The sequence below is a fragment of the Streptomyces sp. NPDC055025 genome, assembly GCF_053608565.1.
Genome location: NZ_JBSGVS010000013.1, coordinates 51,922 through 78,815, shown reverse-complemented (window position 1 = coordinate 78,815; position 26,894 = coordinate 51,922). Strand labels below are relative to the sequence as shown.

At 71.8% G+C, this 26,894-nt stretch carries 16 protein-coding genes, 1 tRNA gene and 1 pseudogene; 9 read left to right on the top strand and 9 right to left on the bottom strand.

Going from position 1 to position 26,894, the window contains the following annotated elements; genetic code table 11:
* The first annotated feature begins 156 nt into the window (after positions 1 to 156).
* On the top strand, positions 157 to 3,474 hold the full coding sequence (locus ACWGDX_RS10865) for an AfsR/SARP family transcriptional regulator (protein WP_453624274.1): 3,318 nt from the start codon (positions 157 to 159) through the stop codon (positions 3,472 to 3,474).
* 473 nt (positions 3,475 to 3,947) lie between these two features.
* On the opposite strand, the gene ACWGDX_RS10860 is transcribed toward ACWGDX_RS10865, so the two are convergent.
* Positions 3,948 to 4,020 (bottom strand) — tRNA-Arg (locus ACWGDX_RS10860).
* A 316-nt stretch (positions 4,021 to 4,336) separates the two neighbouring features.
* On the opposite strand from ACWGDX_RS10860, the gene ACWGDX_RS10855 reads away from it, so the two are divergent.
* From ACWGDX_RS10855 to ACWGDX_RS10825, 7 genes and pseudogenes are all read left to right on the top strand, one after another.
* Positions 4,337 to 5,926: a dynamin family protein gene (locus ACWGDX_RS10855; protein WP_453624386.1), complete on the top strand. Its 1,590-nt coding sequence runs from the start codon at positions 4,337 to 4,339 to the stop codon at positions 5,924 to 5,926.
* A 126-nt stretch (positions 5,927 to 6,052) separates the two neighbouring features.
* Positions 6,053 to 8,086: a GTPase gene (locus ACWGDX_RS10850; RefSeq protein WP_453624272.1), complete on the top strand. Its 2,034-nt coding sequence runs from the start codon at positions 6,053 to 6,055 to the stop codon at positions 8,084 to 8,086.
* Between the two features lie 115 nt (positions 8,087 to 8,201).
* Positions 8,202 to 8,594 (top strand): annotated as a pseudogene (locus ACWGDX_RS10845) (single-stranded DNA-binding protein); the annotation flags it as partial.
* Between the two features lie 554 nt (positions 8,595 to 9,148).
* Positions 9,149 to 10,582 carry an LAETG motif-containing sortase-dependent surface protein gene (locus ACWGDX_RS10840; RefSeq protein WP_453624270.1) on the top strand — a complete coding sequence of 478 codons (1,434 nt, stop codon included), beginning with the start codon at positions 9,149 to 9,151 and terminating at the stop codon, positions 10,580 to 10,582.
* A gap of 249 nt (positions 10,583 to 10,831) precedes the next feature.
* Positions 10,832 to 12,496, top strand: coding sequence for an energy-dependent translational throttle protein EttA (ettA, locus tag ACWGDX_RS10835; protein ID WP_453624268.1), 1,665 nt, complete (start codon positions 10,832 to 10,834; stop codon positions 12,494 to 12,496).
* Between the two features lies 1 nt (position 12,497).
* Positions 12,498 to 12,935: an acyl-CoA thioesterase gene (locus ACWGDX_RS10830; RefSeq protein ID WP_453624267.1), complete on the top strand. Its 438-nt coding sequence runs from the start codon at positions 12,498 to 12,500 to the stop codon at positions 12,933 to 12,935.
* Positions 12,936 to 12,961: 26 nt separating this feature from the next.
* Positions 12,962 to 13,720, top strand: a complete 759-nt coding sequence (locus ACWGDX_RS10825) for a hypothetical protein (protein ID WP_453624265.1) — start codon at positions 12,962 to 12,964, stop codon at positions 13,718 to 13,720.
* A 70-nt stretch (positions 13,721 to 13,790) separates the two neighbouring features.
* Here ACWGDX_RS10825 and ACWGDX_RS10820 read toward each other — a convergent pair whose 3' ends face one another.
* The gene (locus ACWGDX_RS10820; RefSeq protein ID WP_365900846.1) at positions 13,791 to 14,195 is read right to left on the bottom strand and encodes a globin; all 405 of its coding nucleotides are present in this window, start codon (positions 14,193 to 14,195) and stop codon (positions 13,791 to 13,793) included.
* A gap of 193 nt (positions 14,196 to 14,388) precedes the next feature.
* Here ACWGDX_RS10820 and ACWGDX_RS10815 point away from each other — a divergent pair, with 193 nt between their 5' ends.
* Positions 14,389 to 15,441 carry a methyltransferase domain-containing protein gene (locus ACWGDX_RS10815; protein WP_453624263.1) on the top strand — a complete coding sequence of 351 codons (1,053 nt, stop codon included), beginning with the start codon at positions 14,389 to 14,391 and terminating at the stop codon, positions 15,439 to 15,441.
* On the opposite strand, the gene ACWGDX_RS10810 is transcribed toward ACWGDX_RS10815, so the two are convergent.
* The 7 genes from ACWGDX_RS10810 to ACWGDX_RS10780 all read right to left on the bottom strand — a co-directional run bounded on the left by ACWGDX_RS10810 (position 15,425) and on the right by ACWGDX_RS10780 (position 26,794).
* Positions 15,425 to 16,729: an FHA domain-containing protein gene (locus ACWGDX_RS10810; protein ID WP_453624262.1), complete on the bottom strand. Its 1,305-nt coding sequence runs from the start codon at positions 16,727 to 16,729 to the stop codon at positions 15,425 to 15,427. The genes ACWGDX_RS10815 and ACWGDX_RS10810 overlap by 17 nt on opposite strands.
* Before the next feature lie 181 nt (positions 16,730 to 16,910).
* A complete protein-coding gene (locus ACWGDX_RS10805; protein ID WP_453624260.1) occupies positions 16,911 to 18,269 on the bottom strand; it encodes a vWA domain-containing protein in 1,359 nt (452 codons plus the stop codon).
* Between the two features lie 170 nt (positions 18,270 to 18,439).
* Positions 18,440 to 19,798, bottom strand: a complete 1,359-nt coding sequence (locus ACWGDX_RS10800; protein ID WP_453624258.1) for a PP2C family serine/threonine-protein phosphatase — start codon at positions 19,796 to 19,798, stop codon at positions 18,440 to 18,442.
* Positions 19,799 to 19,801: 3 nt separating this feature from the next.
* A complete protein-coding gene (locus ACWGDX_RS10795) occupies positions 19,802 to 22,759 on the bottom strand; it encodes a tetratricopeptide repeat protein (protein WP_453624256.1) in 2,958 nt (985 codons plus the stop codon).
* A 97-nt stretch (positions 22,760 to 22,856) separates the two neighbouring features.
* Entirely contained in the window at positions 22,857 to 24,200 is a 1,344-nt protein-coding gene (locus ACWGDX_RS10790; protein WP_453624255.1) for a hypothetical protein, read from the bottom strand.
* A gap of 99 nt (positions 24,201 to 24,299) precedes the next feature.
* The gene (locus ACWGDX_RS10785; RefSeq protein WP_453624384.1) at positions 24,300 to 25,361 is read right to left on the bottom strand and encodes a glutamate ABC transporter substrate-binding protein; all 1,062 of its coding nucleotides are present in this window, start codon (positions 25,359 to 25,361) and stop codon (positions 24,300 to 24,302) included.
* Between the two features lie 29 nt (positions 25,362 to 25,390).
* Entirely contained in the window at positions 25,391 to 26,794 is a 1,404-nt protein-coding gene (locus ACWGDX_RS10780) for a hypothetical protein (protein WP_453624253.1), read from the bottom strand.
* Positions 26,795 to 26,894: the final 100 nt, after the last annotated feature.

Below are 26,894 nucleotides of genomic sequence, written 5' to 3'. Positions count from 1 at the left end.
CGACGCGTGCGACCACTGTCCAGGGGCCGTGCGCCCGCCGCGCTTCCATGCGCGGCTGTCCGCTCCCCCTGGCGCTACGGCGAAAGTGGGTGGAGTTACGCGCAGATGTGCGGGCTCTGCCGGATACGGCAGGAAGAAGCGCACCCATCGGGGGCGATGTTGGACCTTCTTGCTCTGGGACCCCTTGAACTGTGGCACGGAGGAAGGCAGTTCAAGATCGGTACGGTGAAAGAGCGCTGTGTGCTGGCCGTGCTGGTCCACGCCCGGGGCGAATCGGTCCCGGTCGACACGCTGATCGAGCGTGTCTGGGACGGTGATCCGCCTCCCAGCGTCCTGGACACACTCCAAACCTATCTTTCGCGATTACGGGGACGGCTGCGCGAGGCCGTCGGTGATCTGGCCCGGGTGGACACGCCTTCGCCACGGCGGTACCAGCTCCTCGCCGATCCCGAGGACATCGATCTGCTGCGCTTCCAGCGGCTGCGCAAGGAGGCGGGGGCGGCGGCCGAGCGGGGCGAGCGGGATCTGGCCCTCGGTCTGCTGCACACCGCCGAAGCCACCTGGCGGGGCGAGCCACTGGCCGAGTTCACCAGCGACTGGGCGACCTCGGCACGCGCCCGGCTGATCGAGGACCACCGCCGGATACGGGAGGAACGGATCCGGCTGGAGCTGGAGCTGGGGCGGCACGCGGATCTCATCGGCGAGCTGCACGAGCTGGTCGCGGAGAATCCGCTCGCCCAGCGGGTGATCGCCTCGCTGATGCTGGCGCTGTACCGCTCGGGCCGGCCGGCCGAGGCGCTCTCCCTCTACCGCTCCACGCGCCAACAACTGCACGAGGACCAGGGAATCGAGCCTGAGGCGGAGCTTCAGGAGCTTCATCTGCGGATCCTTGACCAGGACCGTACGCTGGAGACCGGCTCCGACGCCGAAGGAGCGCGGGGCGAACCGGGCGGATCCGTGGTGGTGGCGGCCGCGCCGGAGGAACCGGAACCACGGGACAACCTGCCGCGCGACACACGGGACTTCACCGGCCGCGCGAGCGAACTGCGGAGCCTGCTCAAGGGCTCCGTAGCGGATCCGCTGTCCGGCGCGGACCCCCGCTCCGTAGCGGACCCCCGCTCCGGCGCGGACCCCCTGGCGGACTCCCTGTCCGGCGCGCCCGACGCCGCCCCCGGCCCGACGGCGGGGGCGGGCCCCGCGTCCGAGGACGAGGACCGCGCGGCGACCGCTCTGCCCTTGACCGTCGTGCACGGAATGCCGGGAATCGGCAAGACGGCACTGGCCATCCACGCCGCGCACCGGCTGCGTTCGTCGTATCCCGACGGACTGTTCTACGTCGACCTGCGCGCCTACAGCGGCCAGCAGCCCTATGACCCGGCCGAGGCACTCGGTGTGCTGCTCCATGCCTCCGGTTCGCACGAGGAACTGCCCGACTCGCTCGACGAGCGCGCGGCACGATGGCGGGAGTGGACCGCGCGCCGCCGTGCGCTCGTGGTCCTCGACAACGCCCGGGACGTCGCCCAGGTCAGCCCGCTGCTCCCCGGCGCTCCCACCTGCCGCGCGATCGTGACCAGCAGGAACCGGCTGACGGGCCTCGCGGGAGCCGCCACCGTCTTCGTGGACGTGCTGTCCGAGGCCGAGGCCACCGCGCTCTTCACCCGGATCGCGGGCCCCGCCCGGGTGTCGGCCGACCTGGCGGCCCTGCGACAAGTCGTCGCGGCATGCGACCGGCACCCGCTGGCGCTGCAACTGCTGGCGAGCCGCTTCCGGCACCGGGACTCCTGGGATCTGCGGCATCTGCTCGACCGCCTCGCCCAGGCGACCGACCGGCTGGACGAGTTCGACGACGCCGTGGCCTCGGTGTTCCGGTTCACCTACGAGGAACTGAGCGCTCCGGCACAGGAGTTGTTCCACCGGCTGGCACTGCACCCGGGCCCCGACCTGACGGTGGACGCGGCGGCGGCGCTCGTGGACTCGGACGTCACACGAATCCGCAAGGCGGTCGATGAACTCCACGACGTCCATCTGCTCGAAGAGCCGATCCAAGACCGCTACCGGCTCCATGATCTGGCCCGCGCCTTCGGTCTCCAGGCCGGTGCCCGGACGGAGGCGGAGTCCACGCGGCACGAGGCGGCCGGCCGGCTCTTCGCGTACTACCTCACCTCCGCCCACCGCGCGGACGGTCTCGTCCATCCCCACCGGCGCAGGCTCGCACTGCGACCGGACCAGGAATCGCCGTACGCGCGTCGCTTCACCGACACGGACGAGGCGTCGGTATGGCTCACCGTGGAACGCGCAAACCTCCTGGCGACCGCCCGCCACGCCGCCGCCGAGGCCCCGGCGTACGCGGCCCTGTTCCCGCATGTCCTGGCGACCTCACTCAAACGCTGGGGTACGTGGGACATCGCGGCGGAACTGTACGGCGCGGCGGTATCGGCCCTCCGCGAGAGCGACGACCGGAGCGGCCTGGCCAGAGCACTGACCGAGCACGCGGACGTACTCGCCCAGAAGGAGCACGCCGAGGCCCAGCGCCGCGCCACCGAAGCCCTGGCCCTGTTCCGGGACCTCCACGATCCGCACGGCTGCGCCGACGCTCTGCTCCAGTCGGGCCGCGCCCACCTGGCGGCGGGCCAGGGCGAGGACTCACTCCAGGTGCTGGACCGGGCGGCCGGGCTCTACCGGGCGGTCCAGGACCGATACGGCGAGGCAGAGGTCCTCAATGTGCAGGGCATCGCCCTGTATTACGCGGGACGGTACGAGGAGGCCTTCCAGCGCGTACAGACCATGCTGACCATGCACGAAGAACTCGGTGATCTGCTGGGGCAAGCGCGCGCGCTGAACAATCTCGGGGAACTGGCCTACATCCAGGGACGCTTCGAAGAGGCCCACCACTACTACGAGCGGTCACTCGTACTCGCGCAAGACTGCGGAGGCCGCCAGGAGTTGTCCATCCTGGACACCAATCTCGGCGATGTCCACCACGCGATGGGGCGGACGGATCTGGCGCTCGTCTTCTACCAGCGCGCTCTCCGCAGCGACCAGATCAGCGGGGATGTCATGGGCCAGGCCAACACCCTGATCAGTATGGGCACGGCGTACGCGGGGACCGGCCGCAGACGCGAAGCCCTGCTGCACTTCACCAAGGCGGAAGAACTGGCCCGTGGCATCCGCAGCGTCCATGCCATGCAAGCCGCCCTGCTCGGGATGGCGGACATGCAACGCGAGTCGGGACGGCTGGGCACCGCACGCGCGACCTATGAACAAGCGCTCGCCATCTCGCGGGAGATCGGCTATCCGCTCGGTACCGCACACGCGCTCGCGGGGCTCGCGAGGACCGCGCTGTCCTCCCACAGCATCGGACTCGCACGCCGTCATGGCGACGAGGCCGTCGCTCTCTACGAACGTCTCGATGCCGAGAACGACGCCCGGGGACTGCGAAGCCTTCTCGCGGAACGCGGCGTGACCGGCTCCTGAGCCGGAGCCGGTACGGGCCGCCACGGCCCGTGCCCGCCCCCCGGCCACCCTTGGTGCCTACCCCCTCCACCGGGACCGGCTCCACCGGGACCGTCCCCCCCCGCCCCAGGCCGTCGCCGAGGTTCGGCATGTCCGGAGCGGAGGTGACGAAAGTCATGACGGCAAAGATGATCCGGGAATCGCCCCTCTTCGGCCTGAATGCCGATATGTCCCGTACGAGTCCTACGGGCCCGTACGGGATCCCGTACGGGCCCGGAAGGGAATCGCGCCGGTACTCGGCTTCGGGAAGTCCTCGGGAAAACAGCCGCCACGGGGCTTCCGGAAGGCGGCTCGATCCGGACCGCCGACCCCGTCGTCGGTGTCCCACCGGTGCCGGTACGGTGTTGACGCCGACCCTACGCCGAGCCCGCTAGGATGCGTCTGACCTGCGCAAAGACCCTCCCTTGGGGAGGGTCGCGCACCGCGCGTAGAAGCGCCCCCGGCAGGACTCGAACCTGCGGCCAAGTGCTTAGAAGGCACCTGCTCTATCCACTGAGCTACGGGGGCCGGGTGGTGGCCTCGGTGACCTGGAGCCCCGGGTGGGTGGTTCCGTGACCTTGCCGGGACAAGGATAGGGCTCCGATCACCTTGACCCGGTTGCTTCACGTGCGTGGCACGTTGTGGAGGTTCAGTGAAGCGAACCGATAATCGCAGGCAGGTGCGATTCCCGCATCGCTTTTGGCCTCCCGCGCCCCGGGTGTTGTGCACTCGTTATGCCTGCGCCCCACTCGTCCCGTCTGTCCTCAATGCGTGATCGGCGCGCAGAGATGTCTATACGCTTCAAAAAGGCTCCAAAGTTGGGCATTCTTCGCATGTGGTGACCTTGGATGTACGGCCCGAGCTGATCGACGCACTTTCCGCACTGCGCGACTGTGTCGCTGCCGTGCGTCTTCCACTCCCCCTCCCCGGTGCGCCGCGTGCCCGGCAGACCCGGGCCGAGCTGCTCGCTCAGCTCGACGACTATCTGCTGCCGAGGCTCCGGGACCCCGAAGCGCCCCTGCTCGCGGTCGTCGGCGGATCCACCGGCGCCGGAAAGTCCACACTCGTCAACTCCCTTGTGGGACGGCGGGTCAGCGAAGCAGGGGTCTTGCGGCCCACCACACGTACCCCCGTACTCGTCTGTCACCCCGAGGACCACCACTGGTTCGCCGGTATGCGGGTGCTGCCCCATCTCACCCGGGTCTGGCTGCCGCAGCAGGAGGAGGACGGGGGAGCGGGCGGGGAGGCCCTGGGGAAGAACACGCTGCGCGTCGAGACCGCCGCGTCCCTGCCCCGGGGGCTCGCGCTGCTCGACGCCCCCGACATCGACTCGCTCGTGGTGGACAACCGGCTGCTGGCCGCCGAGTTGATCTGCGCCGCCGACGTCTGGGTCATGGTCACCACCGCCTCCCGGTACGCGGACGCCGTGCCCTGGCATCTCCTCCGTACCGCCAAGGAGTACGACGCGTCGCTGGTCACCGTCCTCGATCGGGTGCCGCATCAGATGATCAACGAAGTGGCGCGGCAGTACGGGGCGCTGATGAAGCGCGCGGGACTCGGCGACGTACCCCGGTTCACCATCCCCGAGCTGCCCGAGTCGGCCGGTGCCGGGCGCGGGCTGCTGCCCACCACCGCCGTCGCGCCGCTGCTCGGCTGGCTCGCGCACCGGGTGCAGGATCCGGCGGCCCGCCAGCAGGCGCTGGAGCGTACGGCGGCCGGGGTGATCAATTCGCTGAACGTACGGATGCCGGAGCTGGCCGGGGCGGTGGCCGCCCAGTACGCCGCCTCCGTACGGCTCACGAGTGCCGTGGAGGAGGCGTACGCGGCCGAAGGCGAGCGGGTGCGCCGGCAGCTCCAGCGCGGTGCCGTGCTGGCCGGAGACGCGCGTACGCGCTGGCGCGGCTACCCCCGGGACAGCTCGGCCCGTGAACTGCTCGACTCGCTGGCGGAGAGCCTGGGCGCGCTGTTGCAGTGCGCCGTCGCCTCCGCCGAGGAGCGGGTCACGGAGGCATGGGAGCGCGAACCCGCCGCCGGGGTCCTGCCCGCACCGACCGCCGACAGGGAGGGGGCGGAACGGGTCGGGATCGCCGTACGCCGCTGGCGCCGTGTGCTGGAGGAACTGGCCGAGGAGGAGGTACGGCACCTCGACCGCGCCTCCGCTCCCGACCCCGAGACCGTGGCGGCCCTGCTCGCGGCGGCCCTGCTGGGCGGCCGTCGGGCGCGCGCGGCGGGGGAGCGGCTCGCCGAGCGGATCGGGGCGCGGGGGGCGCTGCGGCTGCGCGACCGGGGCGGTGCGCTGGTGACGACGTACATCGACCGCGTGCTGCACGCGGAGCGCGACCGGCGGCTGGCGCCCCTCGACGCCCTAGAGGTGACCCCGGAGCCACAGGCCGAGCTGATCGCCGCGCTGTCACTGCTCCAGAAGGAGAGATGACCGAAGTGGACTCCAGAAGGAGAGACGACGGAAGTGGCCGAAGTGACCGCTGTTACGGATAAGACGGATAACGCGGATAACGTGAATAGCGCAAATAATGCAAATAATGTGAATGGTGCGGACCATGTGAAGGGGACGAAGGGGGCTGACAAGGGCGACGACGCCGTCGAATCCAGGGGCGGCGAATCCCGGGGTGGTCCCGAGGACAGAAACGCCGAGGGCGCCGTGAGCACCGAGAGCGCCGGACGCAGCGAGGGTGCTGGACGTACCGAGGGCGCCGGACGCGACGAGGGCACCGGGAACGCGGGGGCGGCGGAGGTGTCCGGCGCCGCCACCGAGGCAAGCGCCGCCAAGGGGCCGTCCGGTGGCTGGGACGACGGATTCATCGCCCGCCGCGCCGCCGAGAAGGGTGACCTCGACGCCGAACTGGAAGGCCTGGACGGGGTGGGCGACCTCAGTGGCGCCCACGGCGTACAGAGCGCGCACAGCGGTGTCCACGGCGTACAGGGCCTGACCGGCGCCCAGGACGGCGGCGGAGGCGCCCCCGGCGAGACCGAGGAGCACACGCCCATCGGCGGTGCGTACGGCGGCCCCCTGCGCAGACGTCTGGACGCGCTCGGTGAGCTGGTGGGCCTCTCCAGGGCCCGGCTGGACAGCACCCTCCTCGCCGAGGCCGGACACGTCCTGGAGGAGGCCTCCGCCCGCCAGCGGCTCTCCGCGTACCACACGGTCGTCGCCATCGCGGGAGCGACGGGCAGCGGCAAGTCGACTCTGTTCAACGCCCTGGCCGGAGTGCCGATCTCGGAGACCGGCCTGCGCAGGCCCACCACCTCAGCCCCCATCGCCTGCATGTGGTCGGACGGCGCGGCCGGACTGCTCGACCGGCTCGCCGTCCCCGGACGGCTGCGGCGCAGACCGCTGGCGGGCGGTGACGGCGACGAGGAACTGAGCGGGCTCGTCCTCGTCGATCTCCCCGACCACGACTCGGCCCTCGTGCACCACCGTGAACAGGTGGACCGGGTGCTGGCGCTCGTGGACGCGGTCATCTGGGTCGTTGATCCGGAGAAGTACGCGGACGCCGCCCTGCACGAGCGCTATCTGCGTCCGCTGGCCGGGCACGCCGAGATCACCTTCGTCGTGCTCAACCAGATCGACCGGCTCCCCGGCGAGGCCGCCGACCTGGTGCTCGACGATCTGCGCCGGCTGCTGGACGAGGACGGCATGGCGCTCGGCGAGCACGGGGAACCCGGCGCCACCGTGCTCGCGCTCTCCGCCCTCGGCGGGCAGGGAGTGGGGGAGTTGCGGGAGATGCTCGGACGGTTCGTACAGGAGCGGAGCGCGCCGGCCCGGCGGCTCTCGGCCGATGTGGACGCGGCGGCCCGGCGGCTGCGCCCCGCGTATGTCGCGGACGGGCGCCCCGGACTCGGTGAACGCTCGCGCGAGCAGTTCGCGGACCGGCTGGCCTGGGCGGTCGGCGCGGTGGCGGCGGGCGAGGCGGCGGAGCGCGAGTGGCTCAGAAACGCCGGGCGCGCGTGCGGGACGCCCTGGCTGAGGCTGTGGCGCTGGTACGAGAGCCGGCGGATGCCCGGGTACGCGCGGCCCCGGCCCCCGGCCGTCGTGGAGGAGGAGATGACGGCACGGCAGCGGGTCGAACAGGCCGTACGCACGGTCGCGGAGGAGGCGTCCGCGGGGCTGCCCGCGCCATGGGCGCACTCCGTGCGCGAGGCGGCGGCACGCGGCGCCCGGGGGCTCTCGGAGGCGCTGGACGAAATGGCGGTGAAGGCCGGGACACCGAGCGGCCGGCCGCCCCGGCCGGCCTGGTGGCCCGCCGCCGTACTGGTCCAGGCGACCATGACGCTGCTTCAGATCTTCGGCGCGCTCTGGCTGGTGGGGCAGATCATCGGCGTACTGGAACCGGGGCTGATCCCGCCCGTACTGGTGATGATGGCCGGGATCATCGGCGGACCTCTCGTGGAGTGGGCCTGCGGCGCGGCGGCACGGGGTCCGGCGCGGCGGTACGGGCAGGACGCCGAGCGGAAACTGCGCGAGGCGGCGGCGGGGTGCGGCCGGGCGCGGGTGCTCGACCCGATCGCGGCGGAGCTGATGCGCTACCGGGAGGTGCGGGACCAGTACGTGGCGGTCTCCCGGGCGGGCCGCTGAGCGGGGGCGGGTGACGGGGTTTTCCACAACTGATCGGTAATCCACAGGCGTCGGCACATTCTTTCCGTCCGGTCCAGCATGGAATCAGTCAATGCAGCCGGACGGGAGGACCGTTATGAACGACACCGTGGTGACGGTGGTGGGGAATGTCGCTACAGGCGTGGAATTCCGGGAGTCGTCCACGGGCGGGGTGGCGCGCTTCCGATTCGCGGTGAGCGCGCGCCGCTGGGACCGGCGGAAGAACGGCTGGGAGGACGGGCCGACGAGCTTCTACACGGTGTGGGCGTGGCGGGCTCTGGGAGCGAATCTGGCGGCCTCGGTGTCCGTCGGTGAGCCGCTCGTGGTGCACGGCCGGCTGCGGGTGCGGGAGGACGACCGGGACGGACAGCGCAGAGTCTCCGCGGACATCGACGCGGTGGCGGTCGGACACGATCTGACGCGCGGGACCTCCGCGTTCAGACGTGCGGGGCGGGCGGCTCCCTCCCTGACGGAGCGTCATGATGAGATGGCGCAGAGGCAGGGCGAAGACCGAGGCCAGGGGCGGGTTCAGGACCAGGACCGGATTGCGGACCGGATTGCGGACCGGGATCCGGACGGGGGCCAGGTGCGGGACCGGGGACGGGATCAGGGACCGGATCAGGGGTCGCCCATATCGGAGCGGCGGGTCCCGGAAGGGCATGAGCGGGAGCGGGGCGGGCAGGAGCGGAAGGGGCGGGAGCGGCTTCCCGGGCCGGGGGCGGCGGTGCGTGATCTGGCCGCTCCGCCGGGTCCTGAGGCCCTCGCGACGGCGCCGGTTTCGGAGCGTGATGCCATTGCCGTCGCGATCCCTGTTGCCTGAGAGGCAGTTGTGGAGATTTGTCGATATACCCAGTCGTATTCCGTGGTTGCTTCGGAGTGTCGATAACGATTCCGATTCGGAACGGTTGTCTGGGTGCATGGGTGGGCATTCGCGGTTCTCTCCGTCCATAGGATTCGCGAGTACTCACGGGGCACTTGAGTCTGCCGGCGAGGCGTCCCCCCACGCGTTCACACGCGACAGGACCTCGCCCGAAGGGGAATTCTGTGTTTTCTGCGATATCTGCGTCATCCGTACGGAGGCGAGGCGCCGCGCGTCTCGCCGCCGCGGTTCTCGTATCGGGTCTGGTCGCGGCGGGCTCGCTGGCCGGTGCCGGCGCGGCCGTCGCCGATGACACCTCCCAGCACCCGGGTGGCGCCGCCGCCACTCTCGACGGCCTGAAGACCTATGACGGCGCCGTCCTTCATGTGAACGGCAAGGACCAGCAGCTTCCCGCCGGACTGTTCGAAATGACCGTCGACGGCGGCGGCAAGCTCAAGACGTACTGCATCGACATCCACAACCCGACTCAGGAGCAGGCGAAGTATCTGGAGACCCCTTGGGACCAGACCTCGCTCGGCGCCAACAAGAACGCCGGCAAGATCCGCTGGATACTGGACCACTCCTACCCGCAGATCGACGACCTCTCGGCCCTGGCGGAGGCCGCGGGCACCGGACCGCTCACCGAGAAGACCGCCGCGGCCGGCACCCAGGTCGCGATCTGGCGCTACTCGGACGGCGCCGATGTCGACGCCAGTGACACCGAGGCCGAGAAGCTCGCCGACTGGCTGGAGAAGAGCGCCCAGGACAGCGCGGAGCCCAAGGCCTCGCTCACCCTGGAGCCCGGCGCGGTCTCCGGCAGGGCCGGCGAGAAGATCGGGCCCGTCACCGTCCGGACCGACGCCGACAGTGTCACGGTGGCGCCGCCCGCCGACGCCGCCGCCACCGGCGTCAAGATCACCGACAAGGAGGGCACACCGGTCACCACCGCCGCCAACGGCACGGAGCTGTATTTCGACGTGCCCTCCGGCGCCGTCGACGGCACGGCCTCGCTCGGGGTGCAGGCCACCACCTCGGTGCCGGTCGGCCGCGCCTTCGCGGGTGTGACCAAGAGCCAGACCCAGATCCTGGCCGGGTCCAGCGAGTCCACCGTCTCCGCGGCGGCGACGGCGACCTGGGCCGAGCGGGGCGCGATCCCGGCCGTCACGGCGGAGAAGAACTGCGCGGAGGACGGTGTCGATGTCACCGCCGCCAACACGGGTGACGCGCCCTTCACCTTCGAGCTGAACGGCTCCGAGCACACCGTCGCCCCGGGTGCCACCGAGACGGTCACCGTGCCGGTCGGCGAGGACCAGGCGTACGACTTCACCATCACCGGGCCCGCCGGATTCACCCAGAACTTCACGGGCGTCCTGGACTGCGAGACCACCGGCACCCCCGTCCCGGTGACCGACCAGCCCTCCTCGCAGCCGAGCGCGGCCTCGGCCGGCGGGGTCGCCACCAGCGGCCTGGGCGCCATGAGCGGTACGGGCGATCTGGCGGAGACCGGCTCCTCCAGCGCCACCCCTATCATCGCGGGCATCGCGATCGCGCTGGTCGTCCTCGGCGGCGCGGCCGTCTTCTTCCTCCGCAAGAAGAATGCCTCGACCCCCGGGGAGTGACCCGCTTCTCCACGGAGTGACCCGAGCGTGAGTACACCCTGGCGCTGAGTGATACAGCGCGCACAGTGGCCCCCGGTACGCGACAGCGTGCCGGGGGCCACGCCCGTACCCGTGCCGGTATGGCGCGCGGAGGGTCCGGGGAGCGGTACTGGTTTCCATCGGGGGGTGGACGTCAGGCAAGATGGGGTGTATCTGCCCTCACGCGGCGGAGCCGCACATTGGCCCTTCTCGATTGCCGGACGGTTTCTCTTGGCTGAGTACATCTACACGATGCGCAAGACGCGTAAGGCGCACGGCGACAAGGTCATCCTCGATGACGTGACGCTGAGCTTCCTGCCCGGCGCGAAGATCGGTGTGGTGGGTCCGAACGGCGCCGGTAAGTCCACCGTGCTGAAGATCATGGCCGGTCTTGAGCAGCCGTCCAACGGCGACGCGTTCCTCTCGCCCGGCTACACCGTCGGCATGCTCCTCCAGGAACCGCCGCTGGACGAGTCCAAGACCGTCCTCCAGAACGTCCAGGACGGCGCCGCCGAGATCATGGGCAAGCTCAACCGCTTCAACGAAGTGGCCGAGGCGATGGCGACGGACTACTCCGACGCGCTCATGGAGGAGATGGGCAAGCTCCAGGAGGACCTCGACCACGCCAACGCGTGGGACCTGGACACCCAGCTCGAACAGGCCATGGACGCGCTCGGCTGCCCGCCCGGCGACTGGGCCGTCACCAATCTCTCCGGTGGTGAGCGCCGCCGTGTCGCGCTCTGCAAGCTGCTGCTCGAAGCCCCCGACCTGCTGTTGCTCGACGAGCCCACCAACCATCTGGACGCCGAGTCGGTCCAGTGGCTTGAGCAGCACCTCGCCAAGTACCCCGGCACCGTCGTAGCCGTCACCCACGACCGGTACTTCCTCGACAATGTCGCCGGCTGGATCCTGGAGCTCGACCGCGGCCGTGCCATCGGCTACGAGGGCAACTACTCCACCTACCTGGAGACCAAGCAGACGCGTCTGAAGGTCGAGGGCCAGAAGGACGCCAAGCGCGCCAAGCGGCTCAAGGAAGAGCTGGAGTGGGTCCGCTCCAACGCGAAGGGGCGCCAGGCCAAGTCCAAGGCCAGGCTGGCCCGTTACGAGGAGATGGCCGCCGAGGCCGACAAGATGCGGAAGCTGGACTTCGAGGAGATCCAGATCCCGCCGGGCCCGCGGCTCGGCGGCGTCGTCGTCGAGGTGGAGCATCTCTCCAAGTCGTTCGGCGAGAAGGTCCTGATCGACGATCTGTCGTTCTCGCTCCCGCGCAACGGCATCGTCGGTGTCATCGGACCGAACGGCGCGGGCAAGACCACGCTGTTCAAGATGATCCAGGGCATCGAGGAGCCGGACTCCGGTGTCATCAAGGTCGGCGACACCGTCAAGATCAGCTATGTCGACCAGGGCCGCTCGAACATCGACCCGAAGAAGTCGCTGTGGGCGGTCGTCTCCGACGAGCTCGACTACATCAACGTCGGCCAGGTCGAGATGCCCTCGCGCGCCTATGTCTCCGCCTTCGGTTTCAAGGGCCCGGACCAGCAGAAGCCGGCCGGGGTCCTCTCCGGCGGTGAGCGCAACCGGCTCAATCTGGCGCTGACCCTCAAGCAGGGCGGCAATCTGCTGCTCCTCGACGAGCCGACCAACGACCTCGACGTCGAGACCCTGTCCTCCCTGGAGAACGCGCTGCTGGAGTTCCCCGGCGCGGCCGTGGTCGTCTCCCACGACCGGTGGTTCCTCGACCGCGTCGCCACGCACATCCTGGCGTACGAGGGCGAATCCAGGTGGTTCTGGTTCGAGGGCAACTTCGAGTCGTACGAGAAGAACAAGGTCGAGCGGCTCGGCGCCGACGCCGCGCGCCCGCACCGTGCCACCTACAAGAAGCTCACCCGGGGCTGAGATGGCCCGGCACTTCTACACCTGTCCTCTGCGCTGGTCGGACATGGACGCCTTCGGGCATGTCAACAATGTGGTCTTCCTCCGCTATCTGGAGGAGGCCCGTATCGACTTCATGTTCCGGCTGGCGCCGGGGGACGGCTCCCCGTCCTTCTCCGGCGGCTCCGTCGTGGCCCGGCACGAGATCGACTACAAACGGCCGCTGGTCCACCGGCACGCGCCGGTGACCGTCGAATCGTGGGTGACGAAGATAAGCGCCGCGTCGCTGACGATCGCGTACGAGATCAAGGACGACGAGGACGCCGAGGAGGTCTATGTGCGGGCCTCGACGGTCGTCGTGCCGTACGACCTGACCGCCGGGCGCCCACGGCGGATCACCCAGGAGGAGAAGTCCTTCCTGCTGAAATATCTGGATGACGACAAGGATCCCGTCGCGGCATGACCGCGTCCGTGCCTATGCCTGAGCCCATGTCCGATCAGCCCGAGTCCGTGCGGGGACTGGAATTCGCCGACGCGCGGGAGGCGGCCGACCTCGGCGCCTTCCTCGGCCGGCTGATCCACTACGACCGCGCCGCCGCCGTCCGGCTCCAGGCCGGGGGCGGCGCGCTCGCGGTGTTCGGCCGGCCGGCGTCCTTCGAGGTGCTGGCGATCCGTACGGCCAGACTCGCCGCCCCGTACGAGCTGGATGTCACCGTCTCCGCCGGGGAACTGCTCGAAGCGATCGACGAACAGACCGGCCACGCGGTCGTGCCCGCATCGGTCACCGGGCCGCCGTGGGCCGGAGTGCTGCCACCGCGCGGTGGCTGGCGGCAGGTGGCCGGTCTGCCGGGCGAGGAGGCGATGCGGGGCGCGCTGTCGGCCGCGGTCGCCGAATTCCGTTCCCGCGACGCGCAGTTGCCGTCCGGCAGCAGGACCCGGGCCGAGCGTGACCGGATCGGCCGGGAGATCTGGTCCCGGACCCTCGGCGACACCCGGCTTCCGCTGCGGGCCGTGCACGCCGCGCAGTCGCTGGGCTTTCTGCGGCCGGTCCGCGCGATGGTGCCCGCCCCCGCCCCCGCGCACGCCGTGTCCGGGACGGCGTCTGCTTCGGCTTCGGCGCCTCCTTCGGCGTCACCGGAACCGGTGGCGCTGCTGGAGTCGGGAAGCTGGCTCCGGCTCCGTACGCCCTACGGCTCGATAGCGCTACGGCGCGCGGGACTCGGCGCGCTGTCCGTCACCCCGGCCTGACGACCGGGGCGGTCTGACGACCGGGGCGGCCGGGCGTGAGGGGCGGCCCGGTGCGAGGGGGGTCCGGCGGTCAGCCCGCGGAGTTGATCATCGAGGCGGCGGCATAGGTGAGGTACTTCCAGAGCTCCTGCTCGTGCTTCTCGGACAGGCCCAGCTCGTCGACCGCCACCCGCATGTGCTTCAGCCAGGCGTCGTGCGCGGCCCTGTCGACCGTGAACGGGGCGTGGCGCATCCGCAGCCGGGGGTGGCCGCGGTTGTCGCTGTAGGTGCGGGGGCCGCCCCAGTACTGCATGAGGAAGAGCGCGAAGCGCTCCTCGGCGGGGCCGAGGTCCTCCTCCGGGTACATCGGCCGCAGCAGCGGGTCCTCCGCCACCCCCTGGTAGAAACGGCGGACCAGGCGCCGGAAGGTCTCCTCGCCGCCGACCTGCTCGTAGAAGGTCTGCTCCTGAAGCGTGCCGTGCGGAATCTCGTTCACCCGTCCATCGTCTCAGACGCGCCGACCGAGGACCTCGGTCCTAGGTCCCCGCTTCTCCCTGGGTCCCCGCCCCTGGGGGCGGGTTGTCCGGGTGCCTGGGGGAGTGTTGCCGGGGTGCCTTCGTCCGGGCGGTACTTGCGTCCGCCTGGCGGGCCCACTCGCTTCCTGGGCGCTCACCCAGGACAGTGGAGGGATGGGCGCACACCGTGACGACGCGTACGGTCCCGACGATCCCGAGGCGGCCGAGGCGCGCGCCGGTCTCGTCGCGGAGATCGCGCGGACCGGGGCGCTGGACGACCCCGTCTGGCGGACCGCGTTCGAGGAGGTGCCGCGTCATGTCTTCGTGCCGTACTACTTCGTGGGGCGGCCCGGGGGCTACGACCGGCTGTGGAGCGGGGACCGCGATCCGGAGCGGCGGCGGCGCTGGCTGCACGGCGCGTACCTGGACGGGCCGCTGGCGACCCGGGTGCGTGACGGCGAGCAGCTCTCGTCCAGCAGCCAGCCCTCCCTGATGGCCCGCATGCTGGCGGAGCTGGACGTCAGGGACGGGGACCGCGTCCTGGAGATCGGCGCGGGCACCGGTTACAACGCGGCGCTGCTCTGCCACCGGCTCGGCGACAAGCTGGTCACCACCATGGATCTGGACCCGGAGATCACCGAGTCCGCCCGTACCCATCTGGCGACGGCCGGCTACCGGCCCGCCGTCGTCACCGGCGACGGGGCGCGGGGCTGCCCCGAGCGCGCTCCGTTCGACCGGATCATCGCGACCTGCACCCTGCCGTCGGTGCCGGTGGCCTGGCTGGAGCAGTGCCGCCCCGGCGCGCGGATCCTGGCCCCGCTCGCCACGGGGGTGATCGCGCTACGGGTCGGTGGCGGCGGAGGGGGCGGTGGTGACCGGGGCGGCGGTGACGGCGCGCGCGGGATCTATGCCGAGGGGCACTTCCTGCACACCGCCGCGTTCTTCGTTCCGCTGCGCGGTATGCCGGGCACCGCCCTTATGCACCGTCCCCTCGGCGGACTGCCCCGGCGCGCGATCGAGAACGATCTCTTCCGCTTCCTGCTCGCGCTCACCGCGGGCAGCCTCGATCCGCACGAGGCGCTCTCCCTGTGGGAGCGCGAGCACCGCCCCGGCCGTGAGCGGTTCGGCGTCACCATCGCCGAAGGCCGCCAGTGGGCATGGCTGGACGACCCGGCGGGGCCGTACGTCTGGCCCCTCAGCGTCGGCGGGATCAGCCGCGGCGGATAGTGATCGTCGTCCAGGCGCCGACATGGACCCGGTCGCCGTCCTTGAGGGGGACGGGGACATAGGGCTGTATCGGGTCCTCGGCGCCGTTGAGCGTGGTGCCGTTGGTGGAGTTCTGGTCGACCACGGACCAGCTTCCGTCCGGCTGGTGGACCAGGACGGCGTGCTGGTGCGAGACGCCCGGATCCTCCGGCGGGACCGACAGATCGATGTCGGGGGACTCACCGGTGGAGTGCCGGCGGCGGCCGATGGTGATCTGGTTCCCGTCGAGCTGGAGCCGCTGCTCCGGTGAGTACGCCGGCAGATTCAGCCCGGTGGCCTCGGGGCCGCTGCGCTGCATCATCGCCATGAAGTACTCACGGTCGGGGCCGATGACCGCCGTCCAGCCCGCCGGGGGCTGGTACTGCCCGGCGGGCTCGGAGCGCTGGCTCCCCGGCTGCTGCGCCTGGCCGAGCGGGCTCTGGCTGTGCGGGTTCTGGCTGTGCGGCACCTGGCCCGGGGCGCCCTGGCCCTGGGGACCCTGCGCGTGCGAGGGCGGCGGCAGCATCCAGTCGTCGTCGCCGGTCCGCTGGGGCCTGGGCGGTGCGGGCGGCGCGGAGGACTGCTGCTGGAAGACCGGCGGAGGCGGCGGCCCCTGCTGGTACGGCGGGGGCGGCGGCGGGCCCTGCGGTGCCGGCTGCGCGGACGGGGAGGGCACCGGCGGCGGCGAGAGATGCGGCGGCGGCGAGAGATGCGGGGGCGACGAGAGATGCTGCGGTGGCGAGAGATGCGAGGGCGGCTCCGGCACCAGCGGCTCCGCGGGCCGGTTGAGCTGCGAGGGGCGCGAACTCTGGTACTCGTACGGGTCGGTCGGCCTGGGCGGCCCCTGCTGGGCCTGGAAGCCGGGCGGCAGATTCAGACCGGGCACCGGTCCGCCGGGACCGCCCGGTCCGCCGGGAGCGCCACGTCCGCCGGGAGCGCCACGTCCGCCGACGCCGCCAGGACCACCGGGAGCCGAGTGCTGCGGCGCCAGCGGGGTGTACGACGTCGCCGTGTTCGTCAGGAAGTTCCAGCGGCACTCCTCGCAGTACGGAGCCATCGGCTCGCGCGGGGTGCGGCACTGCGGGCACAGCTCGGCCTGGGCGGTGGCCCCGGCGCCGGGCGGCGGAAAGCCGTAACCGGGCGCGGGCGGCGGCGGGGGAGGAGGCGGCGGTACGGCGCCGGCCGCAGCGCCCGGCCCGGCCATGCGATGGCCGCAGACCTCGCACCAGTCCTCGGAACCCGACTGGTGTCCGTTCGGGCAGGTCGGCATGTCGGCGCTTCCCCCTCTCCTCTTCCGGCCCGGAGGCCGCGTGCTCACCGTGACGGCTCTTGTGCCGTTCCGCTGTTGACTCCGCTGACGGCTCTTATGGCGTGTGCTGTACGTCGTGTGCGGTGCTTCTGCTCTTGCTGTCCGTCGGCCCGCCGGACTGTTCCCCGGCCGGCCGCTCGGCCTACTTCTTCACGCGAACGGTCTTGGTGGAGCGCGTTTCGAGTGTCATCTCGTCGGCGTCCGCGACCCTCGCCTTCAGTCGCACAGTACCTGTCGCCGCGTCTACCACGTCCACCACCTTCGAAAGCAGTTTCGCCGTATCGGCGTTTCCGGACGACGCGGCGAGCTGTACCGCACGCCCCAGCTTCGCGGTCGCGCCGTCGAAATCACCCGACTTGCGGGCGTCGAGGCCCTGTTGGATGACCTGCGCCAGTTCCGCCTGGCCCGTGTAGTGCGCGACCTGCGGATTGATGGAGGTGGAGGCGGCCATGTCATCCGTCCACACCGCCCGTACCAGCCCCTGCGACAGCACCTCGGGTGCGCCGCCGCCGGTGCCGGGAAGGATCAGCGAGATCCGCGCGGCCAGCATCTCCTGGCCGATACCCGCCTCGGGAACCCGTACACACACGTGGTAATCGCGCGATTCGTCCCCCCATGAACCGGTCGGATAGTCACCCGCTCTCGGTCCCGCCTCCGTGCGCCGGCCGGTCAGATCCTCGACGGTGGGCGCCACCTGCTTGACGAAGCCGATCTCCACCCCGACCGGCGTCCACATCCGCAGCGCCACATCCGCGACCTCCTTGCCCATCGCGTTCTCCATCATCCGGGTGAAGTCCGCGGCCAGACCCGCCGGATCGGCGACGATATCGGCGGTCCCGAGCAGCGCGGAGGCGATACCGGTGACCTCCTTCACCTCCCAGTCCGTACCGACACCCCGGGCGTCACAGGTGAAGCGGCCCGCACAGGCGTCCAGCGTGGCCTTCAGATCGGCCGCGGACTCGTGTTCGTTGCGGCCGTCGGTGAGCAGGATGCCGTGCCGGATCGGCACATCGGCCGTGGCCAGCAGCCGGTCGGCGAGCCGCAGCCAGGTGCCGATCGCCGTACCGCCTCCCGCGCTGATCCGGCGCAGCGCCTCCTTGGCCTGCGCCCTGGTCCGCGCGTCCGCCGTCGCCAGTGCGCCGTCGCCGGGGAAGATCTCCTTCGCGACATGCGTACCGCCGATGATCGCGAACGCGACCCCGTCGCGCAGGGTGTCGACCGCGGCGGCCGTGGCATCGCGCGCGTTGCGCATCTTCGTCGCCGGATAGTCCATGGATCCCGAGGAGTCGACCATGATCACCACGGCGGCGTTCGGGCCCTGACCCGGACGGGCCGCGGGGGTGAGCGAGGTCCCGGCCAGCGGCACTCCGCCGGTGGTGCCGCCTCCCGTGGACGTGACCGTGACGATCGCGTTGACCTCGCGCCCGCCCTCGGGCAGGTATGCGTTCTGGTACACGTCGACGGAGAACTGCGGCACGGTCGACTTGGAGAAGTTCGCCATCTGTATCGGCTCCTTGACGCTCCACACAGCAGAGACAAGAGATAAGCAGAGACAAGAGATAAAGAGACAAGTGAAAACGTGGGAAACGGTTCAGGCCCGGGTCGGGGCGGGGCGGGTGGACGGAGCCGGTGGGGCGGCCCTGGGCGGTGCGCGTGTGGGCAGGGCGGGGGTCACGCCGGGTCGTAGGCGGATCCTGCCCCTTGCGGTGGGACGGCGAACGGCAGCACAGCCACTGTTACGTTGTCGTGGCCCCCACCGTCGAGCGCGTGTCCGACCAGCACCTGAGCGGCGTGCAGCGGCCGGCGCGCCGCGTCGGCCGGCAGTGCCCTGGCCATCTCGTCGGCGCCCTCCGCGTAGTTCCACAGCCCGTCCGTGCAGACCACCACCACACCGGGGCGGTCCGGTTTGAAGGACGCGGTGTGCGGCTCCAGTTCGTACGCGTCGGCGCCGAGCCAGCCCGTGATGGCGTGCGCGCGCTCGTCCGCGTACGCCTCCGCCTCGTTCATCAGCCCCGCCGCGACCATCTGGGCGGCCCAGGAGTCGTCCTCGGTGAGCCGGGCGGGCGGGGCCTGGCGGTCGTCCGGTACCCAGTACACCCTGCTGTCACCGATCCAGCCGATGACCAGCAGTCCGCTCGCGACCACGGCGCCGACGATCGTGCACGCCGGGGCGTTGCGATGGCGGTGCGGATCGCCGTCCAGCGCGCCGGCCGCCACCGGGGCGAGGGAGTTGACCGCCTCGGCGGCGACGACGATCGCGTCGTGCATCGCCTGCTGCGGATGCGTACCGCGGGCCAGCGACTCCAGCAGGGATTCGTTCGCCGAGGCGGCGGCGGCGGCCGAGGCCTCGTCGGGACGGGTCGCCGAGGAGACGCCGTCGCAGACGACCGCGACCACGGCGGGCGTGCCGTCGGGCAGGGCGGCGGACGAGACGGCGAACGCGTCCTCGTTACGGTGATGGCGCAGGCCGCGGTCGCTGACGGCGGCCACCGCGCCCAGCTCCCGCTCCACATGGTCCCGTTCACGTGGCTGGGCGTGCCCGCAGTTCTCGCAGTAGCCGTCCGTGTCGACACGCCCGGCGCGGCAGGCGACGCAGAGCTTGGCACCGGCCGGGGGCGCCGGGGCCGCCGGGACGGGACCGGAGGTGCGCGGATCGGCCGAGAACGGAGCCGGGACCGCGGCGGGGAGCGGAGCGGCGGGCCGGGGCGCGGGAAGCTCGAAGTCGCCGGGATGCTCGGGCAGTCGGCCGCCCGCCGAGTCCGGACCCGGCAGCTCGTCCGGCAGCAGGGCGGACGCGGGGGCCGCCGCGCTGTCCGCCCCGGCGGCGGCGGGCCAGTCGACGTCCGGCGCTGGGGCGGCGGGCCGCGCGGGCCCCAGGCCGTTCATCACCAGGGTGGGCTGGTCGTCCGGGCGTGGCGGCACGACGGACAGGTCGTACCCGCAAGCACCGCAGAACCGGTCGCCGGGCTCCAGCGGCTCCTCGCAGCCTGGGCAGGTCGGCAGATCGGCCGACTCGGGCATCTTGGACATCACTCACACCCACGTCCGGGGGCGGAAACGGTTGGCCCGCTCCACCAGTTCGATCCTCTCCTCGCCGCGCTGAGCGAGCCGGGCGAGCACCCGGTACGAGCGTTCCAGTCCGAAACGCAGGCCGCGCTCGTCCAGTTCGCTGCCCAGCAGCTCGGCGCGCACGGGACGGGACCCGGGACTACCGGAGAGTACCCAGTCCAGCGCCGTGCCCAGTACCTCCGTCGAAAGCTGTTCGCGCCGTACCGCGTCCAGACCGAACCGCTGGAGCGCGGACACCTGCTGGGCCGCCGCCGTCAGATCGTCGATCAGCGGCGGCTCCGTGCCGTACCCGGGAGCGGGCACGGCCAGGGCGCGCTGCCGCAGTCTGGCCCGTACGGCGGCGACCCGCGCCGCCGTGTAGTGGATCGACGCCTCGGGGACGGACTCCAGGGTCCGTACGGCGCCGGTCCGGTCACCGGCGGCGAGCTGGACCCGGGCCAGGCCGAACGCGGAGCTGACATAGCTCGGGTCGGTCGTCCAGACGAGACGGTAGTACTCGGCGGCGTTGTCGAGTTGACCGAGCACCTCGGCGCAGACGCCCAGCGCCAGCTTCGGGGCGGGCTCCCCGGGGAACGCGTCGTAGACCGCGTCGAAGGAGAGCGCCGCGATCTCGTGGTCGCCGGTCGCGAGCGAGGCGATGCCGCGGTACCAGACGACCCGCCAGTCGTCGGGCCGGCGCGTCTCCAGTGTGCTCAGCGCCTCGGCGGCGGTGGCCAGATCGCCCATCTCCAGCCGGGCGCGCAGCTCGCGCAGTCCGCGCTCGACGGACTCGGCGGGGGCGGCGGCCAGCGCGGAGATCACCTCGGCGGGTGCCGAGGCCAGCAGACCGGCGAGGAATCCGGCGTTCGGATCGTTCGGATCGACTCTCGGTACGGGCAGGGCCAGCGCGGTCGCCGCCGTGTCGAGCGGCGCGAGCCGGGGCCCGCCGGTGCCGTTCCCGGCCGTCGCCGTCGTTGTGGCCGTCGCTGTCGGCGCCGTGAGCGTGGCCGTACCGAAGACGCCCTCGGCGCGCGGCGCGGGCACCGGCGCGTACGCGCCGCCCGGCGCGGGGAGCGCGGGGTCGAGCCCCGGCGCGCCCGGGACCCCGGGCCCTGCGCCCGGCGCCGGCAGCGCGCCCCCGGGGATCGCCCCCGGACCGGGGCCGGCGGGGCCCTGGCCGGGGAAGGTCCCCGCGTGCGGACCCAGGGGTGCGCCGAAGGCGCCCTGGCCGGGGCCCGGCCCGCCAGGAAGCGCCGAGGCGGCCGGAAGCGCCGCCAGAGGCGAGCCCGGCGGCGCAACGGGCGCCGTCACGCCGCCGGTACCGCGCGCGCTCGTCCCGATCGCCCTGCCGCGCCGGCCGGACCGGCCGCCACGGCCCGTCGGCGCCGCCCGTACACCCAGCCGTGAGACATCCTCCGTCAGCTCCGCGAACAGCTCCGTGTCCGTGACCCGCAGCTCGGGACCGAACAGTGTCGAGAGCGCGGGACGCGGCCGGCCCGTCTGGAGCGCGACCACCTCCCGCAGCACACCCGTGAGCTGTTCGGCCATCTCCTGCGCCGAGGAGAACCGCCGCCCCGGATCGGGGTCCGTCGCCCGTATCAGCAGCCGGTAGAAGGACTCGTACGTCCGGAACACCTCGATGTTGTCCGGGTCGGGCAGCGAGTCCACGAACACATTCGTGTAGCCCTGGAAGTCGAAGGTCAGCACCGCCAGGGTGCGGGCGACCGTGTACAGGTCCGACGCCACCGACGGGCCGGCCTCGGCGACCTCCGGGGCCTGGTAGCCGACGGTGCCGTAGATCGCCGACTCCTCGTCGTCCATCCTGCGCACCGCGCCCATGTCGATGAGCTTGAGCTGATCCTCGGTCTGTATCGCGTTGTCGACCTTGAAGTCGCAGTACAGCAGGTTTCTGCTGTGGAGATGGCCGAGCGCCTCCAGCGCCTCGATGCCGTACGCGCACGCCTGCTCCACCGGCAGCGGGTCGCGTCTGCCCCCTTGGGTCCGCCGCTCGTTGGCGATCTCCTTGAGCGACTTGCCGCCGACGTACTCCATGACGATATAGCCGTCCATGGAGCCGGTCCGCTGGTCGAGATGTTCCACGAAGTTGTAGATACGGACGATGTTGGAGTGCTCGATCTCGGCGAGGAAGCGGCGCTCGGAGATCGCCGCCTCCATGGCGTCCTGGTCGCCCGTGTCGAGCAGGCCCTTGAGCACCACCCAGCGGTCCGAGACGGCCCGGTCGATCGCGAGATAGACCCACCCCAGACCGCCGTGCGCCAGACAGCCCACGACCTCGTACTGCCCGTGCACGACATTGCCGGGGTGCAGCTTCGGTACGAACGAGTACGGGTGGCCGCACTTGGTGCAGAACCCCTCCGTCCTTCCGGGGCGGTCGCCGCGCGCGCGGCCCACCGGCGCCCCGCAGTCGGAACGCGAGCAGTACCGCTTGCGCTCGGGCACCTCCGGGCGCTCCATCACCGCGGACCGCGGGTCGGGACGCGGCACGTCCGGTACGGAGACCAGTCCCGCGCCCAGCCGGTTGCGCCCCGACGCGGCCGCGGACGAACCCGAACTGCGCACCGACACCGAACGGGACGAGATCCGCCCCGAGAGCGCGCGCGACAGCCGGCCCGAGACCGAGCGCCGGGAGGTCGAGGAGCGTGAGGTGGCGGACCGTGAGGAGCGCGCCGAGGAGCGGGACGAGGCCCCGGAGGAGGAGCGTGAGCCGGAACGCGAGGAACCGCTCCCCGACCGGCTGCCGCTCTCCCCGCCGCCGCTCCCGCCGCTCCCCCCGCGCGCGATGCCCGTGGGCGGTGAGGAGAGCGATCCGTTGGGCGAGACGACGGGGGCCAGACCGCAGGTGTCGCAGTACAGCTCGCCGCCGCCCATGTCCTCGTACGAGCCCTCGCAGCCTGGGCGCTGGCACGCGTTCGTCCCGCTCATCGGTCCCCCCGTTCCCCTTCTGTTCCCTTGCTCCCGGGTGCCGTTCCCCCGCTCACGGGCCCGGCCGCCGCGCGTCCCGTCGCCGCGCGTTCCGTCCTCACCCGGTGCTCCCGCCGTCGCCGGCGCTGTCGACGGGGGCCGGTCCGCGCGGGACCAGGACGTCCGCCGCCGCCCGCTGATAGCGCAGCACCGCCTGTTCGGCGACGCGCAGATCGCAGGGCGCGCTCCACAGCATCCGGCGCGCCGCGTCGTACCGCTCCATCAGCAGCGGGTCCTCGGCCATCCCGTGCCGGGCGACCTTCGCCTTGTACGCGTCGAGACGCCCGCGCAGTTCCGCCCGGACCGCGAGCGGCGCCGTGACCGCCGTCAAGGACTCGCGGGCCCGCAGCAGTTCGTCCTCGGCTTCGCGCTCCAGCGATTCGAGGAGCGGGGACAGCCGGTGCCACTGGGCGTGTCTGCGGTACTCGGCGGCGGTCGACAGCCGCTCCTGGAGCGCGGTCGGCGGACCGCTGACCGCGGGCACCTCGGACGCCGCGATCTTCGCCAGCACCTCGCCCCGGGCCGATCTGGCCTCCGTGAGCGTACGGTCCGCGCGGGACAGCACGTCACGCAGCCGCATCAGCCGCTCCTCCGAGTCCTGGCGCACCGCGAGGACCGCCTCGATCTCGCGCCGTACGTCCTCCAGCGCGCGGGCGGCCCTGTCGTACCGCTCGGTGTCGGGACGGCCGCCGCCCGGGGCCGAACTGCCCTGCGCGGGCCGCCAGAAGGCCAGCGGATCGGAGACCACCTGGGCGCGCAGGGTGCTCAGCTCATGGGTGATCGACTCCAGATCGTCCCCGGCCGGATGCTCGCCGGGGCGTACGCCGACGGAGTGCGCCAGTGAGCGGGTGCGCTGCAACTCCGCCGAGAGCAGATCGATCCGGGCCGGCAGCGCCGACCACACCGCGTCCGCGGCCACGACCATGTCGAGCGAGCTCGCGTACAGCTCGTTCATCCGGGTGACCAGCTCCGCGAGCGTGAAGTGCTCGGAGAGCCTGGCGGGCCCGGTGAGGGACGCGAGCCGGTGTCCGGGGGTGCCCGCCACGGTGACCCCGCGCCCGCGCAGCGTCTCCGTCAGCTCCACCAGATCGTCGCGGTTGAGCCAGCGCCTTCTGGCACGGGTCCCACGGGCGCCGGCCAGCGCCGCGGTGTAGCTGTCGAAGTAGGTCCACAGCAGGGTGATCGACTGTTCCGCGGTGGCCCAGCGGTCCTTGGTGACCCCGGTCAGCTCGGCCCCTTCGAGCAGTCTGCGGCCCGCGTGGTCCTGAAGGGCGAGCAGTGAGGTCTCGATCGCCTCGTGCTCCGCTTCGAGGCGCGCCAGCGCACGGTCCACCTCGTCCCGGTCCATCACCGGTCCCGGTGGCCTCCCCGTCGAGTCGGGAAAGGAGCCCGTGCCGCCCATCGATCACCTCTCCGCTCTCGCCTCGGCCTCGCCGGGCTGTTCGGTCCTGACCGGCCCGCGCCGGCCGTCCTCGTACCCGCGCCGGCCGTCCTCGTACCTCTAGCCGTTCTTGTATCTGGGGGTCGGCGGCGCGGTGATTCCCGGCAGACCGGCCTCCAGCCACTTCCTGTACGAGGTCATCCAGGGGCTGTCGGCCCCACCGGCGCGATACCCCACCAGCACCTGGTTCACCCGGCGTACCAGATCGTCATTGCCCAGTTTCGCCGCGACGCCGTAGTACTCCGTGGTGAACGGCTTGCCCCGCAGCTCGACCGCCGGGTCCTGGGCGGCCTGGCCGGCCGCGAGCGCGTTGTCCGTCACCACCGCGTCGACCTCGCCCAACTGGAGCCTGACCAGGCAGTCGAGCTGGTTGGGCACGGTCAACCGGTCCTCGTCCTCCGGCCGCTCGTCGTGCTTGTCCTTGAACTCCGCGCCGAACGACTTCTCCTTCAGCGCCTCGTACGCCGTCGAGCCCTCCGCCGTGCAGACCCGCTTTCCGGCGAGGGAGTCGTTGTACCCCGTCACCGACGAGTTCCTGGGCGCGAGCACCTGCTGCCCGGCCTGGAAGTAGGCGGTGGAGAAAGCGACCTGCTGTATCCGGTCGCAGTTGATCGTCATCGTCCTGACGACCAGGTCCACCGTGCCGTTCTCCAGCGCCCCGACCCGCTGATTGGTCGGTATGGCACGGAAGATGATGTCGTTCGGGTCGCCGAGTATGTCCTTGGCGATGGCGCGGGCGAGATCGATGTCGAAGCCTTCGAGATCGCCGGTCTCCGGATCGCGGTAACCCCAGCGGTAGCTGTTCTGGTCGACGCCGACGATCAGCTTCCTGTTCTCCCGGGCCTTGATCTTCTGGATGGTGGGTCCGTCGGCGCCCGAGGGCGGGAGGCTGGCTTCCGGGGTCTCGCACTCGTCGGCCTGGGCGGGCACGGCCGTGGCGGTCCGCTGCGCGGCCTTCCGCGCGCCCTGGTCGACCGTGTGGGACAGCGGGAGCAGGGTGAGCGAGGCCGTCAGCACACAGGCACCGGCCATGGCCGAGACGCCGCCCCAGCCGCGGAGCCTGCCGGACGGCCGGAGCCTGCCGGACCGCCGGGGCCCGCGGGGCGGGCGGAGCCCGTCCATGGAATCCACCGGATCCATCTCTCCCCCTCTCACCGGTACTCCGAAAGCCTGCGGCCTATGCCCAGGATCGCGCCCACCGCGGCCACCAGGGCCAGCGCGCCCGCGCCGATCGCCAGTCCCGTCAGCGCGTCCCGTCCGTCCGAGGCGGAACCGGTGAACTCCACCTGCTCCTGGGCGAGTGCCCGTTCCAGCGCGATGTCCACCTGGTCGAACGACTGACCGGTGGATTCCTTGTCGCCGATGACCTTGGCGAGCGCGCCCTCGTAGTCACCGGCCTTGTCCGTACCGCTGGCCGTCGCGTGGCGCTCGCGCCACTGGGTGACCGACGAGATCGCCTCGTCCACCGGTCTGCCGCCCGCGCTGTCGTCGGCGAGCTTCCTCGCCTCGCCGAGCGCGGCGCTGAGCCTGTCCATGCCCGTGTTGTAGTCCGTCTCGTACTTGTCGTTCTTGCCGTCCGGGGTGAGGACGGCGCCCCGGGCCACCAGGGTGAGATTCTCGTTCGCACGGGCCTTGAGGGAGTTGATCCGGGCCTCGTTGAGGACCTTCAGCGACGCCTGGCCGTGCTTCTGGGCGTTGTTCAGCTCGGTCCGCGCGACGGTCTGGCCGACGGCGAGCCAGAGCAGCAGCACGGTGGAAGCGGCGGTGGCCGCGAGCAGCCCCTGGTTGAACACCCGGTTCGTCCGCAGATAGTTGCGCCGCTGGGCCAGGAGCAGACCGCCGAACGCCAGCACCCCCATCACCAGCGAGACGAAGGGCCACAGCCGCGCGTCGTCGTTGTCCCGGGCGAGCCGGTCCGTCTCCGCCGCGTACAGCCTCTCGGCCGCGGGCAGCAGCTCATTGGTCATCTGCTGGTTCGCGTACCGCAGATAGGCGCCGCCGAGCGGGAGCCCCTGGCGGTTGTTGGCGCGGGCCCGCTCGATCAGACCGGTGTAGCGCGGCAGGCCTTCGTTGAGCGTGGCTATCTGGAGGCCCGACTCGCCTGCGCCGTCCGTATGGGCGGCGGCCTTGACCAGCAGCCTGGACGCCGTCTCGATGTCGTCCCGATAGCGCTGCTGCACCGCGCGCGGCTCCTCGGCACCCGCCAGGAAGCCGCTGGCCGCGGCGGTGTCCGCGTCGGCCAGTGAGCGGTAGATGTTCGCCGCGTCCGCGCTGAGCGGCTGACTGCGGCTCACCACGTCGTCCGCGGCGGAGAACCGGTCGGCCGCCTCCCACGCGGTGACCGCTCCGAACGCCACGACCAGCAGCGCCAGGGCGGCGCCGATGATCCTCAGCCGGCCCGGCTCCGTCGTCGCCGCGGTGCGCAGCCGCTCCGTGGTCTCGGCCCACGCGCCGTGCCGTGCGGGCGGCGCCGACGGCGGCGGTCCGGCCGGCGCCGCCGGCGCACGCGTCGGAGCCGATGGTGGCGCGGTGCGCACATTCGGCGGATATGTCACGTGACCTCCCCCTCGGTCATCTGACGACGACGGCCCGCCCCCGGCGGGTCGGGGGACAACTCCCGGCCGCCAGTATGGACGCGGGGACCGGCAACCACAC

Bases quoted from the DNA above. Each gene is read 5' to 3' on its own strand.
- ACWGDX_RS10865 (WP_453624274.1), top strand. From the start codon at position 157: ATGTTGGACCTTCTTGCTCTGGGACCCCTTGAACTGTGGCACGGAGGA.
- ACWGDX_RS10830 (WP_453624267.1), top strand. From the start codon at position 12,498: ATGGCCCGGCACTTCTACACCTGTCCTCTGCGCTGGTCGGACATGGAC.
- ACWGDX_RS10825 (WP_453624265.1), top strand. From the start codon at position 12,962: ATGTCCGATCAGCCCGAGTCCGTGCGGGGACTGGAATTCGCCGACGCG.
- ACWGDX_RS10815 (WP_453624263.1), top strand. From the start codon at position 14,389: ATGGGCGCACACCGTGACGACGCGTACGGTCCCGACGATCCCGAGGCG.
- ACWGDX_RS10810 (WP_453624262.1), bottom strand. From the start codon at position 16,729: ATGCCGACCTGCCCGAACGGACACCAGTCGGGTTCCGAGGACTGGTGC.
- ACWGDX_RS10805 (WP_453624260.1), bottom strand. From the start codon at position 18,269: ATGGCGAACTTCTCCAAGTCGACCGTGCCGCAGTTCTCCGTCGACGTG.
- ACWGDX_RS10800 (WP_453624258.1), bottom strand. From the start codon at position 19,798: ATGTCCAAGATGCCCGAGTCGGCCGATCTGCCGACCTGCCCAGGCTGC.
- ACWGDX_RS10795 (WP_453624256.1), bottom strand. From the start codon at position 22,759: ATGAGCGGGACGAACGCGTGCCAGCGCCCAGGCTGCGAGGGCTCGTAC.
- ACWGDX_RS10790 (WP_453624255.1), bottom strand. From the start codon at position 24,200: ATGGGCGGCACGGGCTCCTTTCCCGACTCGACGGGGAGGCCACCGGGA.
- ACWGDX_RS10785 (WP_453624384.1), bottom strand. From the start codon at position 25,361: ATGGACGGGCTCCGCCCGCCCCGCGGGCCCCGGCGGTCCGGCAGGCTC.